The 18,432-nt window shown below is 67.2% G+C and carries 18 protein-coding genes; 6 read left to right on the top strand and 12 right to left on the bottom strand.

Features of this window, described 5'->3' with window-relative positions; genetic code table 11:
* Window position 1 precedes the first annotated feature (1 nt).
* On the bottom strand, window positions 2-670 hold the full coding sequence (locus tag QXK92_RS00540; protein ID WP_306239731.1) for a response regulator transcription factor: 669 nt from the start codon (window positions 668-670) through the stop codon (window positions 2-4).
* A gap of 165 nt (window positions 671-835) precedes the next feature.
* Here QXK92_RS00540 and rpe point away from each other — a divergent pair, with 165 nt between their 5' ends.
* Genes rpe through QXK92_RS00525 form a run of 3 tightly spaced genes read left to right on the top strand, consistent with a single transcriptional unit; the run spans window position 836 to window position 4,281 of the window.
* Window positions 836-1,546: a ribulose-phosphate 3-epimerase gene (gene rpe, locus QXK92_RS00535; RefSeq protein ID WP_306239730.1), complete on the top strand. Its 711-nt coding sequence runs from the start codon at window positions 836-838 to the stop codon at window positions 1,544-1,546.
* Window positions 1,543-3,549: a transketolase gene (tkt, locus tag QXK92_RS00530; protein WP_306239729.1), complete on the top strand. Its 2,007-nt coding sequence runs from the start codon at window positions 1,543-1,545 to the stop codon at window positions 3,547-3,549. The genes rpe and tkt overlap by 4 nt, the downstream gene beginning before the upstream one ends.
* A gap of 3 nt (window positions 3,550-3,552) precedes the next feature.
* Window positions 3,553-4,281, top strand: a complete 729-nt coding sequence (locus QXK92_RS00525; RefSeq protein ID WP_306239728.1) for an HAD-IA family hydrolase — start codon at window positions 3,553-3,555, stop codon at window positions 4,279-4,281.
* Window positions 4,282-4,345: 64 nt separating this feature from the next.
* On the opposite strand, the gene hypE is transcribed toward QXK92_RS00525, so the two are convergent.
* The 4 genes from hypE to hypF are packed head-to-tail and all read right to left on the bottom strand — an operon-like array spanning window position 4,346 to window position 9,045.
* Complete coding sequence (gene hypE / locus QXK92_RS00520) at window positions 4,346-5,413, bottom strand: hydrogenase expression/formation protein HypE (protein ID WP_306239727.1); 1,068 nt, start codon at window positions 5,411-5,413, stop codon at window positions 4,346-4,348.
* Window positions 5,406-6,509, bottom strand: coding sequence for a hydrogenase formation protein HypD (hypD, locus tag QXK92_RS00515; RefSeq protein WP_306239726.1), 1,104 nt, complete (start codon window positions 6,507-6,509; stop codon window positions 5,406-5,408). The genes hypE and hypD overlap by 8 nt, the downstream gene beginning before the upstream one ends.
* Window positions 6,506-6,793, bottom strand: a complete 288-nt coding sequence (locus QXK92_RS00510) for a HypC/HybG/HupF family hydrogenase formation chaperone (RefSeq protein WP_306239725.1) — start codon at window positions 6,791-6,793, stop codon at window positions 6,506-6,508. The genes hypD and QXK92_RS00510 overlap by 4 nt, the downstream gene beginning before the upstream one ends.
* Window positions 6,766-9,045 carry a carbamoyltransferase HypF gene (gene hypF / locus QXK92_RS00505; protein WP_306239724.1) on the bottom strand — a complete coding sequence of 760 codons (2,280 nt, stop codon included), beginning with the start codon at window positions 9,043-9,045 and terminating at the stop codon, window positions 6,766-6,768. The genes QXK92_RS00510 and hypF overlap by 28 nt, the downstream gene beginning before the upstream one ends.
* Before the next feature lie 197 nt (window positions 9,046-9,242).
* Between hypF and QXK92_RS00500 the strand changes: the two genes are divergently transcribed.
* From QXK92_RS00500 to QXK92_RS00490, 3 genes are all read left to right on the top strand, one after another.
* Complete coding sequence (locus tag QXK92_RS00500; protein WP_306239722.1) at window positions 9,243-9,584, top strand: hydrogenase maturation nickel metallochaperone HypA; 342 nt, start codon at window positions 9,243-9,245, stop codon at window positions 9,582-9,584.
* 12 nt (window positions 9,585-9,596) lie between these two features.
* Window positions 9,597-10,415: a hydrogenase nickel incorporation protein HypB gene (hypB, locus tag QXK92_RS00495; RefSeq protein ID WP_306239721.1), complete on the top strand. Its 819-nt coding sequence runs from the start codon at window positions 9,597-9,599 to the stop codon at window positions 10,413-10,415.
* Between the two features lie 404 nt (window positions 10,416-10,819).
* On the top strand, window positions 10,820-13,099 hold the full coding sequence (locus QXK92_RS00490; RefSeq protein ID WP_306239719.1) for a SpoIIE family protein phosphatase: 2,280 nt from the start codon (window positions 10,820-10,822) through the stop codon (window positions 13,097-13,099).
* A gap of 45 nt (window positions 13,100-13,144) precedes the next feature.
* Here the strand turns inward: QXK92_RS00490 and QXK92_RS00485 are convergent, their stop codons facing one another.
* The 7 genes from QXK92_RS00485 to QXK92_RS00455 all read right to left on the bottom strand — a co-directional run bounded on the left by QXK92_RS00485 (window position 13,145) and on the right by QXK92_RS00455 (window position 18,389).
* On the bottom strand, window positions 13,145-13,594 hold the full coding sequence (locus QXK92_RS00485) for an anti-sigma factor antagonist (protein ID WP_306239717.1): 450 nt from the start codon (window positions 13,592-13,594) through the stop codon (window positions 13,145-13,147).
* Between the two features lie 108 nt (window positions 13,595-13,702).
* Complete coding sequence (locus QXK92_RS00480; RefSeq protein WP_306239716.1) at window positions 13,703-14,179, bottom strand: ATP-binding protein; 477 nt, start codon at window positions 14,177-14,179, stop codon at window positions 13,703-13,705.
* 118 nt (window positions 14,180-14,297) lie between these two features.
* Complete coding sequence (locus tag QXK92_RS00475; protein ID WP_306239714.1) at window positions 14,298-14,924, bottom strand: class I SAM-dependent methyltransferase; 627 nt, start codon at window positions 14,922-14,924, stop codon at window positions 14,298-14,300.
* Window positions 14,921-15,853 carry a class I SAM-dependent methyltransferase gene (locus QXK92_RS00470; RefSeq protein ID WP_306239713.1) on the bottom strand — a complete coding sequence of 311 codons (933 nt, stop codon included), beginning with the start codon at window positions 15,851-15,853 and terminating at the stop codon, window positions 14,921-14,923. Before QXK92_RS00470 ends, QXK92_RS00475 begins: the two co-directional genes overlap by 4 nt.
* 465 nt (window positions 15,854-16,318) lie before the next feature.
* On the bottom strand, window positions 16,319-17,182 hold the full coding sequence (locus QXK92_RS00465) for a hypothetical protein (RefSeq protein ID WP_306244063.1): 864 nt from the start codon (window positions 17,180-17,182) through the stop codon (window positions 16,319-16,321).
* Between the two features lie 90 nt (window positions 17,183-17,272).
* Window positions 17,273-17,884: an RES family NAD+ phosphorylase gene (locus tag QXK92_RS00460; protein ID WP_306239712.1), complete on the bottom strand. Its 612-nt coding sequence runs from the start codon at window positions 17,882-17,884 to the stop codon at window positions 17,273-17,275.
* Window positions 17,877-18,389: a hypothetical protein gene (locus QXK92_RS00455; RefSeq protein ID WP_306239711.1), complete on the bottom strand. Its 513-nt coding sequence runs from the start codon at window positions 18,387-18,389 to the stop codon at window positions 17,877-17,879. Before QXK92_RS00455 ends, QXK92_RS00460 begins: the two co-directional genes overlap by 8 nt.
* Between the last annotated feature and the right edge of the window lie 43 nt (window positions 18,390-18,432).

Below are 18,432 nucleotides of genomic sequence, written 5' to 3'. Positions count from 1 at the left end.
TTCACTGGTAGATCCCCTCGCGCAGCGCGACGGCGACGGCGGCGGTGCGGTCGCTGACGCCCAGCTTGCGGTAGATCGAGCGCAGGTGGCTCTTCACCGTCTCGTCGCCGATGACGAGTTTGCTGGCAATGCCGCGATTGGACAGGCCGGCGACCACGAACGACAGAATCTCGCTCTCCCGCTGGCTCAGTCCCTGGCGTGCTCCCGGCCAGAATTCGTCGCGCTGCAGACGGGCGGCCGTGTCGGCGGCGCGCGCCGCCAGGCCGGCGTCGATGGCGGTCGAACCACCCTGGACGTACTCGAGTTGGCGCACCAGTTCGTCGCTGCTGATCCCCTTGAGCAGATACCCGGACGCCCCCACCCGCAACGCCTGGAACAGGTACTGCTCGTCCTCGTAGACCGACAGCAGGATCACCTTGGAGGCCGGGTTACGTTCGCGAATCGTGCGACACAGATCCAGCCCGCTGGCACCCTGCATGCGCACGTCGCACAGCACGATATCGGGCTGCAGGCTCTCGATGACGCCGATCGCGTTCTCGGCGCCGACCGCCTCCCCGACTACCCGCACCCGGTTCTTGAACGACGCGAGCATGGCCTTGAGACCCTCGATGACCATTTCATGGTCGTCCACCAATACGACGCGAACAGGTGTCGCAGTTACCACCGTCATGCAGTAACGATAAAGGCAATAGCAACCTTTTATTCCGTCGAATGTGAATTGCCCGACACGACACGCCGGTGAAACGTCGTGCCTTCCACACTCGCCGGCCGCAACACCCCCGAATTACCCCCGCGATGGGGGATTCGGCGAGCGCCGAGCCACCATAGTTTGGCCATGGAGGTAACGGAGGTGGTGGTGAAAGTGGTGGACCCAGTCTTGGTCGCGTCGGTGCTGCCGGCGGACTTCGCCGAACTCGGTCGCGACGTGGCAGAGATCGAGAACGCCGGCGTCGACCGCATCCAGTGGGACGTGATGGACGGCCGGTTCGTGCCGAACCTGACGTTCGGGCCCGACGTGATCGCCGCCTGCCGCGACATCGTGACGATGGGATTCGAGGCGCACCTGATGGTCGAGGATCCCGACCCGATGTTGCCGCGCTGGGTGGAGGCGGGTTGCGGAATCGTCATCGTGCATGCCGAAGCGTGCCGGCACCTGCATCGCACCCTGTCCAGCATCCGCGACCTCGGCGCCCGCGCGGGCGTGGCGCTCAACCCCGCCACTCCCCTGGCCTCGGTCGTCGACGTCCTCGACATCACCGACCTGCTGTTGATCATGACCGTCAACCCGGGATTCGGCGGGCAACGCTATCTGACCGGCATGGAGCCCAAGATCGCCGCTGCCAGAGCCGAAATCGACAGCCGCGGAATGGAAATCGAGCTCGAGGTGGACGGCGGTATCGGCCCGTCCACGATCGGCCGGGCCGCGGCGGCCGGGGCCGACGTGTTCTGCGCCGGTTCCGCTCTGTTCGCCGGTTCCATGCCCGAGCGCGCCGAGGCGCTCCGTGCCGCCGCCCGCCACATCGACGAAAGCCTGGTGACCCGATGACCATCGCACCGCTCACCCACGAAACATCCACCCGCACCGACGAATTGGATCAACTCGCGATCAACACGCTGCGGTTCCTGGCCGTCGACGGGGTGCAAGCCGCCAACAGCGGCCACCCCGGGCTGCCGTTGGGCACCAGCGCCATCGCGTGGACGCTGTGGTCGCGGCATCTGCGCCACGACCCCGCCGACCCGCGCTGGCCGGACCGGGACCGGTTCGTGCTCTCCGCCGGCCACGGCTCGATGCTGCTGTACGCCCTGCTGCACGTCTTCGGATACGACCTGCCGGTCAGCCAACTGCGCAAGTTCCGTCAACTCGGCTCGGCAACGCCCGGCCATCCCGAATACGGCCACACGCCCGGCGTCGAAACCACGACAGGCCCACTGGGACAGGGCATTGCGAACGCGGTCGGCATGGCGCTGGCCGAACGGATGCTGGCCGCCCGCTGCAACACCGACCAGCACACCGTCGTCGACCACCGCACCTGGGTGCTGGCCGGCGACGGCGACCTGATGGAGGGCATCAGCCACGAGGCCGCCTCACTGGCCGGACGGCTGCGGTTAAACAAGCTGATCGTGATCTTCGACGACAACGACATCACCATCGACGGTCCGGCCTCGCAGAGTTGCGCCGACGACGTCGAGGGCCGGTTCGCCGCCTACGGGTGGCGGGTGCTCAATGTTGCCGACGGCAACGACGTGCCGGCCCTGGACCGGGCGTTCACCGAGGCGACCGACGGGGATGGCCGGCCCACCTTCATCCGGGTGCGTACCACCATCGGCTACGGTGCTCCCGGGGTCGAGGGAACCTCGAAAGCCCATGGCAGCCCGTTGGGTTCGAGCGTGATCCAGGCGATGCGCACCCGTCTGGACTGGCCAGACGAGCAGTTCCATGTGCCGCTCGCGGTGGGCGCGGCGGCGGCCGTGGCGGCCGCGCGCGGTGCCCGGGCGCATGCGCAGTGGGCCCAGACGCACGCCGCGTGGCAGGTCGACCATCCGCAACTGTCCGCGGATTTCCCGTTGGACTGCATTCCGGTGGCCGACGATCTGTCGGTGCTGACGCCGCTGGCCGATGGTGCTGCCGCGGGCGGAAAGTCGGCGACCCGCAAGGCCTCCGGCAAGGCGCTCAATGCTCTGGCCGCGGTCTATCCGGGCCTTATCGGGGGGTCGGCGGACCTGGCCGCCTCGACCAACACCGCGATTCCGGGCGGCGATGTCACACCGGACGACTTCAGCGGCCGCACAATTCATTTCGGGATCCGCGAGCACGCGATGGCGGCGGTGATGAACGGCATCGCCCTGCACGGCGGGCTGCGCCCGTTCGGCAGCACCTTCCTGGTGTTCGCCGACTATCTGCGCCCGGCCCTGCGGCTTTCGGCGCTGATGAATCTGCCGGTGGTGTATGTGTTCACCCATGACTCGGTGCATGTCGGTGAGGACGGCCCCACACATCAGCCCGTCGAGCAGCTGGAGTCGCTGCGGCTCATCCCCGGACTGACCGTGCTGCGGCCGGCCGACTCCGCCGAGACCGCACTGGCGTGGCAGATCGCGGCGGACAACACCGACGGCCCAACGGTGTTGGTGCTCAGCCGGCAGGACCTGCCTGAGCTGGGTGGCTCGGGCCTGGACGATGTTCGCCAGTACGGCATGCGGGTGGTGCGGCCCGTCGCCGACACCCCGCATGTGATGCTGGCGGCCAGCGGCTCTGAGGTCGCGCTGGCGATGCAGGCCGCAGAACTGTTGGCCGAGCGCGGGATCGCCGCGATCGTAGTGTCGGTGATGTGGCGGGAACGAATCGCGGCGTTGCCCGACCTGCCGGTGGTGTGGATCGAGGCCGGAGTGACCACCGGGTGGCGGGCCCTGGCGAGACCGTTTGACACGGTGATCGGCATCGAGCGATTCGGCGCCAGTGGACCGGGGCCGGAGGTCGCCGCACACCTGGGCCTGACGGCGGCCGCGGTCGCCGAGGCGGCGCTGCACAGCATCGCCCGAGCGTCCGGGTGACGCATGGCGCTGCAAGCTGTCATCTTCGACGTCGACGGGACGCTGGCCGATACCGAACGCAACGGTCATCGGCTGGCGTTCAACGACGCATTCGCCAAACACGGCCTGGACATCGTCTGGACGCCAGAGGTGTACGGCCGACTGCTGGCGATCGCGGGTGGGCGCCGTCGTATCACGCATGACCTGCGACAGCGAGGATTCGGTACCCGCGCCGGGCGGTTGGCCGAGGACGTCCACCGCACCAAGACGGCGCTGTTCACCATGCGCGTCCTCAACGGTGCGATCTGCGGGCGGCCCGGGCTGTCGAAGCTGATCACCGATCTACACACCTCCGGTGTCCGCGTGGGAATAGCCACAACCGGCCGCAAGCGCTGGGTCGAACCATTGGTCCGGCACGTGGTGGGTGATGGTGTCGCGGAGGTGATCGTCACCGGAGACGACGTCGACCGGCTCAAACCCGACCCCGAGGCCTACCTGACGGCGCTGGATCGGTTGGGTCTGCCCGCCGAAGATGTTCTGGCGGTTGAAGACTCGTCGATCGGCCTGCGGGCGGCCCGAGGCGCCGGACTGGCCACCCTGGTGGTGACCAACGGCTACACCGTCGATCAGGACTTCACCGGCGCGGCGGCGGTGCGGACCGGGTTCGACCAACCCGGACAGTTGCTGGCGCAGGGCTGCCGCGAGGTGCACGGTCAGTGGTGGGCGGCGCGCGTCGGGGGCCGCCGACAGTGAATCGCACGACGCCCCAGCGGCGCGTCGCGGCGTGGGATTCACACTCGCCGCGACCACCCCGCGCTCAGCAGATCCGCGGAAGCTGTTCGCCCAGTTGACGTTCGATCACCTGGGTGGTGCCGAACGGTGTCTTGCCCACTACCATGCCCGGATGCTCTGGCACTACACGGCCGATGATCGCCGCTGCAGCGCCCTCCGGCCGCGCCCGCATCGCCTCCAGCACCGCCTCGCTGTGTGACGGGTCGACGAACGCCACCATCTTGCCCTCGTTGGCCACTTGCAGCGGGTCCAGTCCCAGGAAGGAACAGGCCGACGACACCGTCTCCGGTACGGGAATGGCGGCCAGGTCCAGCTCGACTCCCACCGATGCGGCACGGGCGATCTCGATGACCGACGCCACCAGCCCGCCCCGGGTGGGGTCGCGCAAGGTGTGCACGGCCGCTCCCCCGGCCGCCAGCATGGCCGCGACCAACAGGTGCAGCGGTGCGCTGTCCGTGGTCACCACGGTGCCGAAGTCGATCCCTTCCCGCACGCTCATGATCGCCACACCGTGTTCGCCGAGGTTTCCCGAGACGAGGATGTGGTCGCCGGGACGGGCCCGCTCGGGTCCGATGTGCACGCCGGCCGGGACGACGCCGACCCCGGCGGTATTGACGAAGAGTCCGTCGGCGCTTCCCTTGGCCACCACTTTGGTGTCTCCGGTGACGATGCCCACTCCCGCACCGGCAGCGGCCTTACCCATGGTCTCCGCGACGGCGCCGAGCACGTCGAGTTCCAGCCCCTCCTCGAGAATGAACCCGGCCGTCAGCCCCAGCGGTTGTGCTCCGCTGCAGGCCAAGTCGTTGATGGTGCCGTTGACGGCCAAGTCGCCGATGTTGCCGCCGGGGAAGAAAAGCGGTTGCACCACATAGGAATCCGTGGTGACGGCAATACGCCCGCCGGCGACGTCGAGCAGGGCCGAGTCGCGTGCCGCACCGGCCGTGCCGCCGAACGCCGGGAGGAACAGATTCTCGATCAATTCCTCGGACAGCACGCCGCCGCCTCCGTGACCGAGCACGATGCGTTTGGTCTCGCGCAACGGCAGCGGGCACACCCAGTCCGCGGGATCGATCGCCACGGGTGGCTCAGGCATGTGCGGAGGCTTCCAGCCGCCGGAACTGGTAGTAGGCCGCGCAGGCGCCTTCGCTGGACACCATGGTGGCGCCCAGCGGCGTCCGCGGTGTGCAGGATTTGCCGAACGCCGGGCATTCGTTGGGTTTCAGCAGCCCCTGCAGCACTTCCCCGCTGTGGCATTCGGCGGACTCCGACACCCGCAGGTGTCCCACCCCGAACTTCAGCTCGGCGTCGAACTGCGCGTAGCGCGGCGACAGCGTCCATCCCGACTTGGGGATCATGCCGATGCCCCGCCACTGCCGGTCGGTCACCACGAAGACGTCCGAAAGAGTCTGCTGCGCAACGGTGTTGCCCACGTCAGTCACGGCTCGCGGATACGCATTGCGTAGCTCCGGTGTTCCCGCCTCCAGCAGATCGACCACCTGTCGGACACCCTCCAGCAGGTCCAGCGGTTCAAAACCGGTGACCACGATGGGAACGCGGAACTGCTCGACGAGCGGCCCGTACTCACCGGTGCCCATCACGGTGCAGACATGGCCCGCCGCCAGGAAACCCTCGACGCGGTTGGTCGGGGAACTCAAGATCGCCGTCATGGCCGGCGGCACCAGCACATGAGACACCAGCATCGAGAAGTTGGTCAGCCCCAGGCGCTGCGCGTGCACCACCGCCATCGCATTCGCCGGAGCCGTGGTTTCGAAGCCAACCCCGAAGAACACCACCTCTTTGTCGGGGTTGTCCGCAGCCACCCGCGTGGCGTCCAGCGGCGAGTAGACGATGCGGACGTCGCCACCTCTGGCCCGGACCCCGAACAGGTCCTGACGACTGCCGGGCACCCGCAGCATGTCGCCGAAGGAGCAGAAGATGACGTCGTCACGTGCGGCGATCTCGAGCGCCCGGTCGATCATCTCCAGCGGCGTCACGCAGACCGGGCAGCCGGGCCCGTGAATGAATTCCACCGCTCCGTCCAGTAACTGGTCGATCCCGTTGCGGATGATCGAATGCGTTTGTCCGCCACAGACTTCCATGATGGTCCAGGTCTTGGTGGCGCGCTTCTTGATGTGGTCTACCAGCGTGCGAGCGGCCACCGGGTCGCGGAATTCGTCCAGGTACTTCATGCCGGTTCCCTCCTGCTCTGCCCTGCCACTTGCCCTTCTGAGCCGGACAGCTCTTCATCGAGTACCCCGAGTTCCTCGAACATGCGCAGCGTTTCCTGAGCCGAGGCCTCATCGAGCCGGGTGATCGCGAATCCCGCGTGCACGATCGTGTATTCGCCGATCTGCATGTCGGGCAGGTACGCCAGGCACACTGTCTTGGTGGTGCCGCCGAAGTCGACGGTGCACATTCGCGTGCCCGCCTCCTCCCAGGTCTCGACTACCTTGCCGGGAATTCCGAGACACATACGCTGGTCCCCCTTTCTTGTTGCTGCGCCGCGATGACAGCCTGACCCAACGCGAGACCGCCGTCGTTGCAAGGCAACACCGCGTGCGTCAGTACCTCAAATCCCTTGTCGGCCAATTGACTGCGCAGTCCTTCGCGCAGTATCCGGTTGACGAACACACCACCGGTCAGGCCGACGGTGCTGACCCCGGCCTGGCATACCGCCTGCACGGTCGCCGTGATCACGGCGGCATGGAATCCCGCCGCCAGGTCGGCTGCCGGTGTGCCCCGGCGTAACGCCCGCACCAGTGCGACGATCAGCGGTGACGGGTCCAGAACGCCTGCGTCCACGCCGAATTCCAGCGGTACCGCCCGGCCGCGACGGGCCAGGTGCTCGAGTTCGACGGCCGCCTGCCCCTCGTAGGTGACGTCCTGGCAGACTCCGAGCAGGCTGGCCACCGCATCGAAGAGGCGGCCCATGCTGCTGGTCGGGACACACCCGCTGCCCCGGGGTATCTGTTGAGCCAGCACATGGCGCTCCCGGTCGGTCAGACCGTCCACCGCCGGAATGCCGGGCGCCCAGTCAGTTCCCGTCCGGTGCAACAGATCAAGCGCGATCCGGCCGGGGCGGCGTACCGCTCCGTCGCCGCCCGGCAGCGCGAACGGTTTGACATGTCCCACCCGCGTGAACGACGCAGGGTCGGTGACGATCAGGAATTCGCCACCCCAGATGGATCCGTCCGTCCCGTAGCCGGTGCCGTCGAACGCGACCGCGAGCATCGGCGTACCAAGGCGGCCGTGCTCGGCGAGCAACGACACCGCGTGGGCGTGGTGGTGTTGCACCTGCACCAGCGGCCGACCCTGCCGGCGTGCCCAGTTGGTGGTCGCATAGGCCGGATGCAGATCACAGACAATGGCACCCGGACGGCAGTCGGTCATGAACGCCAAATGGCCAAAGGCCGATTCGAAACAGTCCTGCGTGCGCGGGTCGGCCATGTCGCCCAGATGCGACGACAGGTGCGCGTGGCCGTCGGTGGACATCAGGCAGAAGGTCGTCTTGAGGTCGCCCCCGGTGGCCAGGATCGGCGCACGCGTCGTCGTGACCGGTACCGACACCGGCAGCGGCGCATAGCCGCGGGACCGCCGGATCGGCACCACACTCACGTCTGCGTCGACTGCGAGCACCGAGTCCTCGCACGGAACGTGAATGGGACGGTCGTGGGTGAGCACCGCGTCGGCGAGCCCGTCGATCCAGCTGAGGTCGGCGTCGCGGAAGACGATCGGCGATCCACCGCTGTTGGCGGACGTCATCACCAGCGGCACCGGACCCAGCCTGTCGAACAGCAGATGGTGTAGCGGCGAATACGCCAGCATCACACCGATTTCGGACAGACCCGGCGCCACCGCGTCTTGCAGCGAACCGTCACGTCCGGACAACAGCACGATCGGTGCGGCGGGCGAACGCAGCAGATTCGCCGCCTCTCCGACGACCTCGCAGAGGCGTTCAGCCACCGCAATATCAGCCACCATGACCGCAAATGGCTTGGCCGGCCTGGATTTCCGTCGCCGCAACTCTGAAATTGCGGCGGGACTGTCGGCGCGACAGGCGAGGTGAAACCCGCCGATGCCCTTCACCGCGACGATCAGGCCGTCATCGATCGCCGCGGCGGCCGCAGCCACCGGATCGTCACCGGCGCCCGGGCCGTGCCACGACAACGTGGGCCCACACTCGGGGCAGGCGATGGTCTGGGCATGGAAGCGGCGGTCGAGCGGGTCGCGGTATTCCGCCGCGCACCGCTCGCACATCGGGAAGGCCGTCATCGTGGTGGCGGGACGGTCGTAGGGCAGATCGGTGATCACCGTGTAGCGGGGACCGCAGTTGGTGCACGTGATGAACGGGTGCCCGTGACGACGGTCGCCCGGGTCGCGCAGTTCGCGCAGGCAGTCCTCACAGACCGCGATGTCGGGTGGGACCAGGGTGCGGCGGTCGCCGCTGCGGCTACCGACGATCCGGAAGCCGGACTCTCCGGTGGGCGCCACCGGGGTGGTGCGGATCGAGTCGATGCGGGCCATCGGCGGCTGGTCGGTGCTGATCGCGCGCGCCGCGGCATCAACCGCGTCCGGTGGCCCCTCCAGCTCGCAGTGCACCGAACCGGAGTCGTTGTAGACGCAGCCGGACAGGCCGTGGCGCGCGGCGATGCGCGCGACCGCGGGACGGAATCCGACGCCTTGGACCACGCCCGCAATGTCGAGTCGCAACCGTACGCTCGTCACCGTGCCACTCCGACTGCCCACCCGAACCTCCTGAGCAGCAATGGACCCCCGCGCCCACAGGGCTGGCGGCGCGGGCGGTCTCGCTCAGGCTAGACCGGCCCGAAAGTGCCGACAATCACAATTTCGCACACAAAGTCTGCGTTTTTCCGCACTCAATCTTCGCGACACCGATAACTCGGAGAGGGCAGCATGGTGTAGTGCACGAATTGTCGCTCTGCCATGCGATCGCGGGGGTGGTCAAACCGCACGCGGCAGGCCGTCATGTCGATGTGGTCCGGGTGCAGGTCGGCGCGCTGCGTCAAGTGGTTCCCGAGTCGTTGGAATTCTGCTGGTCGCTGGTCTGTCAACATCTCGACGACACCATGGCCGACACCGCATTGGAGCTCGAACTGGTGGCCGCCGAGGTGCAGTGCCGGGGCTGCGGATCGCGCTCACAGATCGAGTCACGATGGTCGGTGTGCTGCCCGGAGTGTGAGAGTGCCGAGGTCGAGGTGGTCCGCGGTAACGAGTTCCTGGTGACGTCGGTCCAGGTGTCATGAAAGGTCAAGCAAATGGGTAGATTTCACCGGCACGACGACGGCACGGTGCACAGCCACGAACACGACGACCATGATCACCACCATGACCATGACCATGACCATGACCATGACCATGACCATGACCATGGTGACCACAGCGGTTATTCGACCGGTTCGCAGCGCATCGAGGTGCTGGAGTCGATCTTCGCCGAGAACGACACCCGCGCCGACATCAATCGCGCGGCGTTCGAAGGCAACGGCATCCGCGCTCTGAACCTGATGAGCTCACCAGGCTCCGGCAAGACCACGGTGCTGGCCGCCACGCTCGACGAACTGGCCGGCGATCTGGCGGTCGGTGTGATCGAAGGCGACATCGCCACCGACCTCGACGCCGCGAAACTCGGCGGCCGCGGCGCCCAGATCTCGCTGCTCAACACCAACAACGGCTTCGGCGGTGAGTGCCACCTCGACGCCCCCATGGTTAACCGCGCCCTGCAGGGACTCGACCTGCCCCAACTTGATCTGGTGATCATCGAGAACGTCGGCAACCTGGTCTGCCCGGCCGAATTCGATGTCGGCGAGCACGCCAAGGCGATGGTCTACTCGGTCACCGAGGGCGAGGACAAGCCGCTGAAGTACCCGGTGATGTTCCGGTCGGTCGACATCGTGCTGCTCAACAAGATCGACCTGGTTCCTCACCTGGACGCAGACGTCGACACCTACATCGGCCATGTTCGGCAGGTGAATCCGACGGCCAAGATTCTGCCGATAAGCGCACGCACCGGTGAGGGCATGACGGCATGGTTCGACTGGTTGCGGCAGTTCGCCGGGTTGGGTGCGCGGGCGCGGTGACGAGCCGCCGCGTGTGAGATTGCCGACGGTAATCACAGATTCGAAATTTCCGTCCGTTCCGCGGGAAATTCGCTCGCACCCGCCGAAAACTAATGGCCCGGCTGGTCCGGGCAATTTTTGCGGAAGCATTCTTGCGAGGCGCGTTGCAGGCGACATGCCGAAACGCCACAGGAAATGGGCGCAACGCCGACGGGCCACGTGGCAACGAACCGTGCATATGCGTAGATTGTCTATAGGTTGAGACGCCAGCCTTCCATCGTGCGGATTGAATTCTCGGATGCGGGCATCCGCCCGAATTATTTTCCGCCAGCTAGCGATGCCCCTTCAGGGGCCGCGGGAGAATTTGTGCTTGTGCGTCGGCCCCCTGCCGAGCAGGCGGTACCCAGAGCCGATTCGGCAGCGCCATGACGAGCAGCCAGCGGTGGTTGTCGGCAACGGACGATCTGCCGGTCCCCGACCTGCTCCCGGCCGGTACGCCCATCGACCTGGACAACTGCGCCCGGGAACCCATTCACATCCCCGGCAGCGTTCAGCCGCGCGGCGTGCTCGCGGTGGTCCGCGAGCCCGATTTCGAGATCCGGCAGGTCAGCGCCAACGTCGCCGAATTGCTCGGTCGTTCGGTCGACGACGTCCTGGGCCGACCGCTGTCAGAGCTGATGGGCGCCGAGCAGGCCGGCATGGTCGAGCAGGCGGCGTCGACCTTCGGCGATCTGAGCCAGCGCAACCCGCTGGCCTGCGACATCGACGTCGCCGGACAGTCCCGGGCATTCGACGCCATCTTGCATCGTGGACCCGGCGGCGTCCTGTTGGTCGAGATCGAAGTCGCCTACGGCGAGCGGCCGTTCTCGTTCCCGAACACCTATCAGGCGGTGCGGAGCTCGGTCGAGGAGCTCAACCGGGCCGACTCGCTGGCTGAGCTGTACGCCATCACCGCGCGGGCGGTGCGCGACCTCACCGGCTTCGATCGCGTGATGGTGTATCGCTACGACGAGGATTACAACGGCGAGGTGGTCGCCGAGTGCAAACGCGAGGACCTGAATTCGTTCCTCGGTCTGCACTACCCGTCGACCGACATCCCGGCGCAGGCGCGGGCGCTGTACGAGAAGAACTGGCTGCGGCTGATCGACGATGTCGACTACACACCCGCGCCGCTGGTGCCGGCCATCGACCCGGATTCCGGGTCGGAGCTGGACCTCACCCATGCCACTTTGCGCAGCGTGTCACCGATCCACATCGAGTATCTGCAGAACATGGGCGTGCATGCGTCGATGTCGATCTCGCTGCTGCGGCACGGGCGATTGTGGGGACTCATTGCCTGCCACCACTACGCCGGTCCGCACCTGCCACCCTTCGGCACCCGGGCGGCGGCCGAGTTCCTCGGATCGACCCTGTCGCTCCGGCTCGTCGACCGTTTCGAAGGCGATCAACTACACAAGCGGCTGTCCGCTCAGGCGGTGTTGGCCAAAATCACCGCCGCGACGCTGGATGATCGGGAACCGCTGTCCGCCGCGCTGCTCGGCGCACCCGATCTGCTGGACCTGGTGGCCGCCGACGGCGTCGTCGTCGACATGCAGGGCGACTACCAGGCGCTGGGCTCGGTTCCCCCGCCACACGTCGTGTCTGCCGTCGCGAACTGGGCACGGGGTGCCGGCGATGAGATCGCCGGCACCGACTGCCTGTCCCACGAGTTGCCCGAGCTCAACCTCGATCCTGAACTGGCCGCCGGGGCGCTCGCGCTGAATCTGCCCGACGGGCAATGCGCCATCTGGTTCCGCCGGGAGGTGCTGCGCTCGGTGGATTGGGGCGGTGACCCGCACAACAAGACGATCGTCCTGGGAGAGGGAGACGAGGTCCGGCTCAGCCCCCGCAAGTCGTTCGACCGGTGGCGCGAGGTCGTCCGCCAGCGCAGCGATCCGTGGAGCCTGAGCGAGATGGAGTCGGCTGAGTCCCTGCGCCGCCACCTCGTGGAATCGCTGTACCGACGCACCCGGGGCGCTTTGCGGGTGGCCGAACGGGTGCAGCGCAGCCTGTTGCCGGAGTCCATCCCGGCGCTGCCGGAGTGGCACCTGTCGGCGCACTACGAGCCGGCAGCCGGCGACAACGTCGGCGGTGACTGGTACGACGCCTTCGAGTTGCGCGACGGCCGGCTGATCGTGTTGATCGGCGACGTGGCCGGACACGGCATCACCGCCGCCGGCACCATGGCACAGCTGCGCAACGCGCTGCGGGCCCAGTTGTTCGCCGGCGCCACGCCCGCTGATGCGCTGGATCAGCTGAACGCTTTCTGCCTGCATCTGATGCCGAGCGCGTTCGCCACGGTCGTCGCGGCCCGGGTCGACCTTTCCTCCGGGCAGGTGGAGGCCGCCTGCGCGGGCCACTTGAAGCCGTACCTGACCAACTCCTCGCCGACCGCGTCCCTGGCACCGATCCAGCTTTCGCCGCCCATCGGCATCAAGGGCGTGACGTACGAGGCAAGTACGTTCACCGTCGAGCCCGGCCACGGGCTGGTGCTGTATTCCGACGGCCTGGTGGAGCGACGCGGTGAGTCGATCGACGACGGGCTGGATCGGTTGGCAGAGACCCTCGGCCGGGCCAACACCGCGCCGGCGTCGTGGATCTGGACAGAGATGGCCTCGGACAACATCGACGACGACGTCACGGTGGTCGCCCTGCGCCGGCCCTGATGCGGGTCACCGTCATCGAGCGTGACGGTGACGCGGGAGGGCGAGTTAGCTGGCCTGCTCGCGGCCGTGTTCGACCAGTTGCAGGCACTGGGGGGCGGTCTCGTGCACCGGGAGTATGTCGCTCAGTCCGCAGACTGCGATGGTCCGCGCAACGGAGGGATGCAGGCTCACCAGGCACATCCCGATTCCTCGCTCCCGACACCGGTTCGCCTCTTCGGCCAGCGCAAGAAGCGACGAGCACGAGAGGAAGTCCACGCTGTTCACATCCACCATGAACAGTTGTGGCGCGCTGGCGAACGCCGACGCCTCCGCCAGCAGCAAACGCCATGTGTCGTCGTTGAGGGCGTCGATCTCGCCGCCCACGTAGACGATGACCGCAGCATCGAAGCCCTGGACCGCAGCCCGCAGCGTGCTGTTCTGCGCACCCAGCTCAGAAACCAGACGGGCGCTCAATCGTAAAGGAGCGGCAAACACTTCGGTGGCGGCAAGACTCATGACGCGCTCCTCGGTATCGGGACCCACGGCTGTGGACAGATGCTGGGCAGCCCCTTGTCTGGAACCTGTCGAGGATTAGCCGTATTCGGGGTGCTTGAAACCCCCGCTTCAACTGGCCTGGCTGAGGACGAAGCTCTTGGGCGGACACCCGTAAAACCGCAGACACACGCTGGTGCCGTCACTTCCGCCGTCGATGGCGCAGTCATCGGCCAGAGCGCGCATCAGCACGATGCCGCGACCGCGCATGCTCGATGCGTCGAAGTCGGGCTCCAGCCAGCGGCCGTGGTCGACGACGCATACCTTCAGTTCGGTGGTGGCCGGGTAGTAGGAGATCTGCAACGTCATGGCGCCCACCCGTCCGACCACCCGATACGCATGGTCGGCACAGTTCGACATTGCCTCGTCGGTGGCCAGCACGATGTCGGCCACGCGCTCCTCGCCCAGCTCCAGGTGACGGTCCAGCCATTCGCTGAAGGAGCGGCGGAAGGTCGCGACAGTGCCGGCGTCAGCGATGCCGGTGTGCGTGTGGCACAACTCGTCGGCCGCACCGAAGCCGACGGGATCGCTTGACGTGGAACCGCTCACGGCTAGTCGGCTACCCGAATGCCTCAGCGGATACACCTCATGTGATCGGTCCCCCATAGATTTTGGGGTCTCGTCGTCCTATTGAGACCGCCGCGTTACGGACCGCGGCGCTGCCGCCCTAGGCCTTGGCGCCCACCGTGATGAGGTCCGAAATGATCTGAGTCCAGAACGGCCGGCGGACGCGGTGCTGGTCAGTGATCGTGAAACCGGCGTCCTCGAACAGGGCTCGCATCTCTTGCGGGGGCGGATTGTGCTGCGGTTTCCACCGACTGGGAACCTGGACGAAATGCTGTCGAGCGCTCAGCGTCGCAACGGCCACCAGACCACCCGGTGCCAGCACGCGATGGAACTCGCGCAGCGCGGCCGGTTGATCGAAAAAGTGGAACGCCGAGGTGGTGACGACCGCATCGAGTGCGCCGTGGTCGAAAGGAAGCTGCTCCGCCGGGCCGCGCAACCAGTGCACTCGATCGGATTTCGCACGAGCCTGGGCCAGCATGCCGTCGGACATGTCGACGCCGTAGATCTCGCCCGGGTGCAGTTCCCGCTCGATCCGAGCGCTGAGAACCCCTGTTCCACAAGCGATATCGGCAATTTTGCGGGACTGGTGGGCGCGCAATTGAGCGATCACCTCGTCATGCGGCGGCCGGTAGACCCAGTGCTGAAGAAACGGCAGGTCGTAGGCCGGGGAGAGGAAGCTCCACATTCCCGTCACCGCGCTGTTGAGGGTGCGGCGCGGCGCGCTCACTTGTGCAGAACCGACGCGTAGTAGGTGGTGTCGGCCATCGTCACCGAATCGTGAGACTGCGGCACGGCCTCGAGCCCGTTGTCGGCCAGGAGCTGGTTCATCGGGGTCCCTGTCGAGCGCCATCCCAGGCCGTCGAGATAGGTGGCGACATCCTTGCGTTCACCTTCGAAGCCGAGGTCTTCAAAGTCCAGCTCGAACCCGTGGTCGCGCCACTTTGCGGTGGAGCGGCGCATCATCTCGCGCGCTTGTTCCATATCCCGCTCCGGTTGGGGCGGAAGCGCCTCCACCGCGAGGCGGCTGCCGTCGGCGCTGAGGGCGGTGATGTTGTCCATCAGCAGGTCCTGCGCCTCGGGCGGGAGGTACCCGAGCAGACCCTCGGCGATCCACGCGGTCGGCCGCTCGGTGTCCAGGCCGGCGTTCCGCAGCGCCGTGGGCCAATCTTGGCGCAGGTCGATAGCGACGGTGCGCAGGTCGACGGTCGGGGCCGCTCCCAGTTCGGCGAGGGTCGCCGTTTTGAACGCGATGACCTCGGGCTGGTCGATTTCGAAGACGGTCATATCGTCCGGCCAGCTCAGCCGGTACGCGCGGGCGTCCAGGCCGGACGCGAGGATCACGGCCTGCCGGATGCCGGCGTGTGTCGCGTCCTGGAAGAACGAATCGAAGAAGCGGGTCCGGGCGGCCATCGCGGCGGGCATGTCTCCCAGCTTCCAGCTCGACTCCTCGTCGTCGATATCAGCGTCGGCGAGGTCGCCGCTGACCCACCGGGTCAAGAAGTCGACGCCGACGGCCCGAACCAGCGGTTCGGCGAACTGGTCGTTGATGACCGGATTGTCCGTCTTGGTGGCAATCGCGCGGGCCGCGGCAACCATCGTCGCCGTCGCCCCCACGCTGGTAGCCAAGTCCCAGGTGTCGTTTTCTGTGCGTGGCACGCCTGTCTCCCATGTCCAGCCGGAAATTACTTAGCTAGTTTAACACTTAGCCAGGTTAAAGACCCGGTCGGAAGGCCGGTGTGAAGCAGCTCGCCTGGCAGGGCCTAGCGGCCGGGCCCCCCGGGTCCGCCAGGGCCTCCGGGACCGCCCGGTCCGCCGAGCCCGCCCGGTCCGCCGGGCCCGCCGGGCCCGCCCGGCCCCCCGGGTCCGTTTGCGGCCGGAGCCACGAACACACACTCATTCAGCTCGACGCTCCAGGCCCAGCCGGGTCCGCACTCGTCTGCACGGCTCGTCGCCGGCATCACGAACGCCGGTAACACGCTGAAAGCCAGAATCATCGCGCCGATTGCGCACTGCCGGAGGAATCTGACCATCGCACGCCTCCCCTGTGTCATCGTCCGGCGACCGCCGGGCGTCACCACGATTGTCTACCCGCTGCCACCACATGCGTAGGGGTTCGCCGGACTAACCGAAGCGCACTCCCCGCTTGCGCGCCCACAGCACGGCCACGACCGTTCCGGTCAGCCAGACAGCCATAGCCATCGCCAGATGCACGAAACTCTTGGTGTCGCGGCCGAACACCGGTCCGATCGCCGCGGGGATCTGGGTCCACATCACCCTGTGCTCCACCCCGCCCATCGGATCGGCCACGTAGTACAGCGCATAGGGCAGGGTGATCGCCAGCAGCCAGCCGGCCGTGCGGCGCTGGTTGCGTCGCTGCCGCCACCGGCGGAGCAGTGGCTCGACCCCCACCGGGTGCATCACCGAGATGACATTGCCGACGCCAAGCCACGACACGATCGGCACGGCGACATTGGGGATCGTCATCGCCATCTGTGGCACCCCCTCCTTCCACATCGTCAGCGCGGCTGCCACCGACAAGGTGGGAAGTCCCACGATCACGATCAACGCCAGATTCTTAATCACCAGCACCCGCCACAGCGGCACGCCGTCCGACAAGCCCTGGGCGACCCGATAGTGGTCGCCACCGAGCAGATTGGTGGTGGTCACATCGGCAAGGACGAACGAGGAGAAGTAGGTGCTGACCAGGACCACCCAGTCGAGCTGATTGTGGTGGAAGTGGTGGGGCATGTGATTGCTGTGCACCACGGACAACGGCTGGACCACCAGCCATGCGGCCGCCAGCACCAGATTCGCCATGACGCCCGACAACCAAGTGCGTGGCGGATGAAACGCCCAGCGGATCTCGGCGCCCACCGCCGCCGGTAAGGGCTTCTCGAAGTCCTTGGCCGCCCGTCGAGCCGCGGCCGGACGAGGGGCCGACGCGCGGGCCAGGGCGCGCAAAGCAGCGCGGACCTGGTGGTGCATCGGCGCCTCGGGCGTCTCTGTCTCCGACATGTACTCCCTACCGAAAACGACTGTGGGTGCACGGTACCCGGCTTCGGCGGTGGTGCCGGCTCAGATCTCCCAATTGACCGTGAAGTCATGCCGCAGCACCAGGTCGACGAGGACGTCGGTGCGGCTTCCGAGCGCCCACGACTGCGCGGCGAACGCGTCGTGGGCGAAGAAGGCGTAGTTGACCGACGTTTCGGGTGTGGTGCGCGACCGGTAGACGATGGCGTCGAGATCCGGCCACCAGCGACGGGCCGCATCGGCCAGGTGATGGCACTGCCGCCACACCCGCGCGCGTTGGCCGGTGCTGATCTGGTCGTCCACGTCGAGGGCATCCAGATTGCGCTGGGTCCGCAGGTCGAAGATCCGCAGCGGCCGATTCGAGACGAGTTGGATCAGATACTGCGAGGCGTGGTCGGCGGGGATGGTCCGGCCGGTGTCCCGGTAGCGCTCCCGGAAGGCTCCCTCGGCCGCGGTGGCGGCGTAACGGGTACGGAATGCACCCGATACCGGATCGAACCGGAAGCGCGGCTGCGGGAATCCGCTCCAGGTCCAGTCGGCGGGCTCGGCGGCTTCCACTCTCCACAACTCGATGCCGGCGGGCACCGTCCTGCTCGCCAGGCCCGCCGGCCGCTTGAGCGGCAGCGCACGCAGGTATCCGCCGGGAAGACTAGGCACCGACGGCGTTGAGCAGCTGCCAGGCGGTGTTCGCGGTCTTCTTGCGGCGCAGTGCCTCCGAGATGGACGCCCCCGCCAGCTCGTCGCGCTTGATCCGCATGATGCGATCGGCGACGACCGGGTCGGAGGTGAATCGCGCCAGCAGGAGCAGTATCTGTGGCAGGTCCGGACGCAACCGGCCGCCGTCGAACTGCCAGGCCGGGAACCAGGTGTTGTTGCCGACGGTGACACCGAGCACCTTGCCGCGCCGGCGCAGTTCGTGAACCGCCTGCGGAGTCTCGTAGCCCAGCCGCGACTGGACCTCGCGCGTCGGCAGAGCGCCGGCCCGGAAATCAGTCAGCACGCCGTCGCGGCGCTCACTGTTGAGCTTGCGGGCGGCGATGCGCTCCAGTTCCTCCATCGGCACCGTCGGCACGTCCAGCAGCGCGTCGAGGAGCCTGGCGAAATCCGGATCGCGCCGGACGCGTTCCTCAACCTGACTGACGAGCGAATGGACGGGAGACATAGCGACATTCTAGCCAGGGCAATTGAAACAATTGAAACAGCGT

The organism is Mycobacterium sp. TY815 (assembly GCF_030755135.1).
Classification (GTDB): domain Bacteria; phylum Actinomycetota; class Actinomycetes; order Mycobacteriales; family Mycobacteriaceae; genus Mycobacterium.
This window is presented reverse-complemented; position numbering and strand designations above follow the sequence as displayed.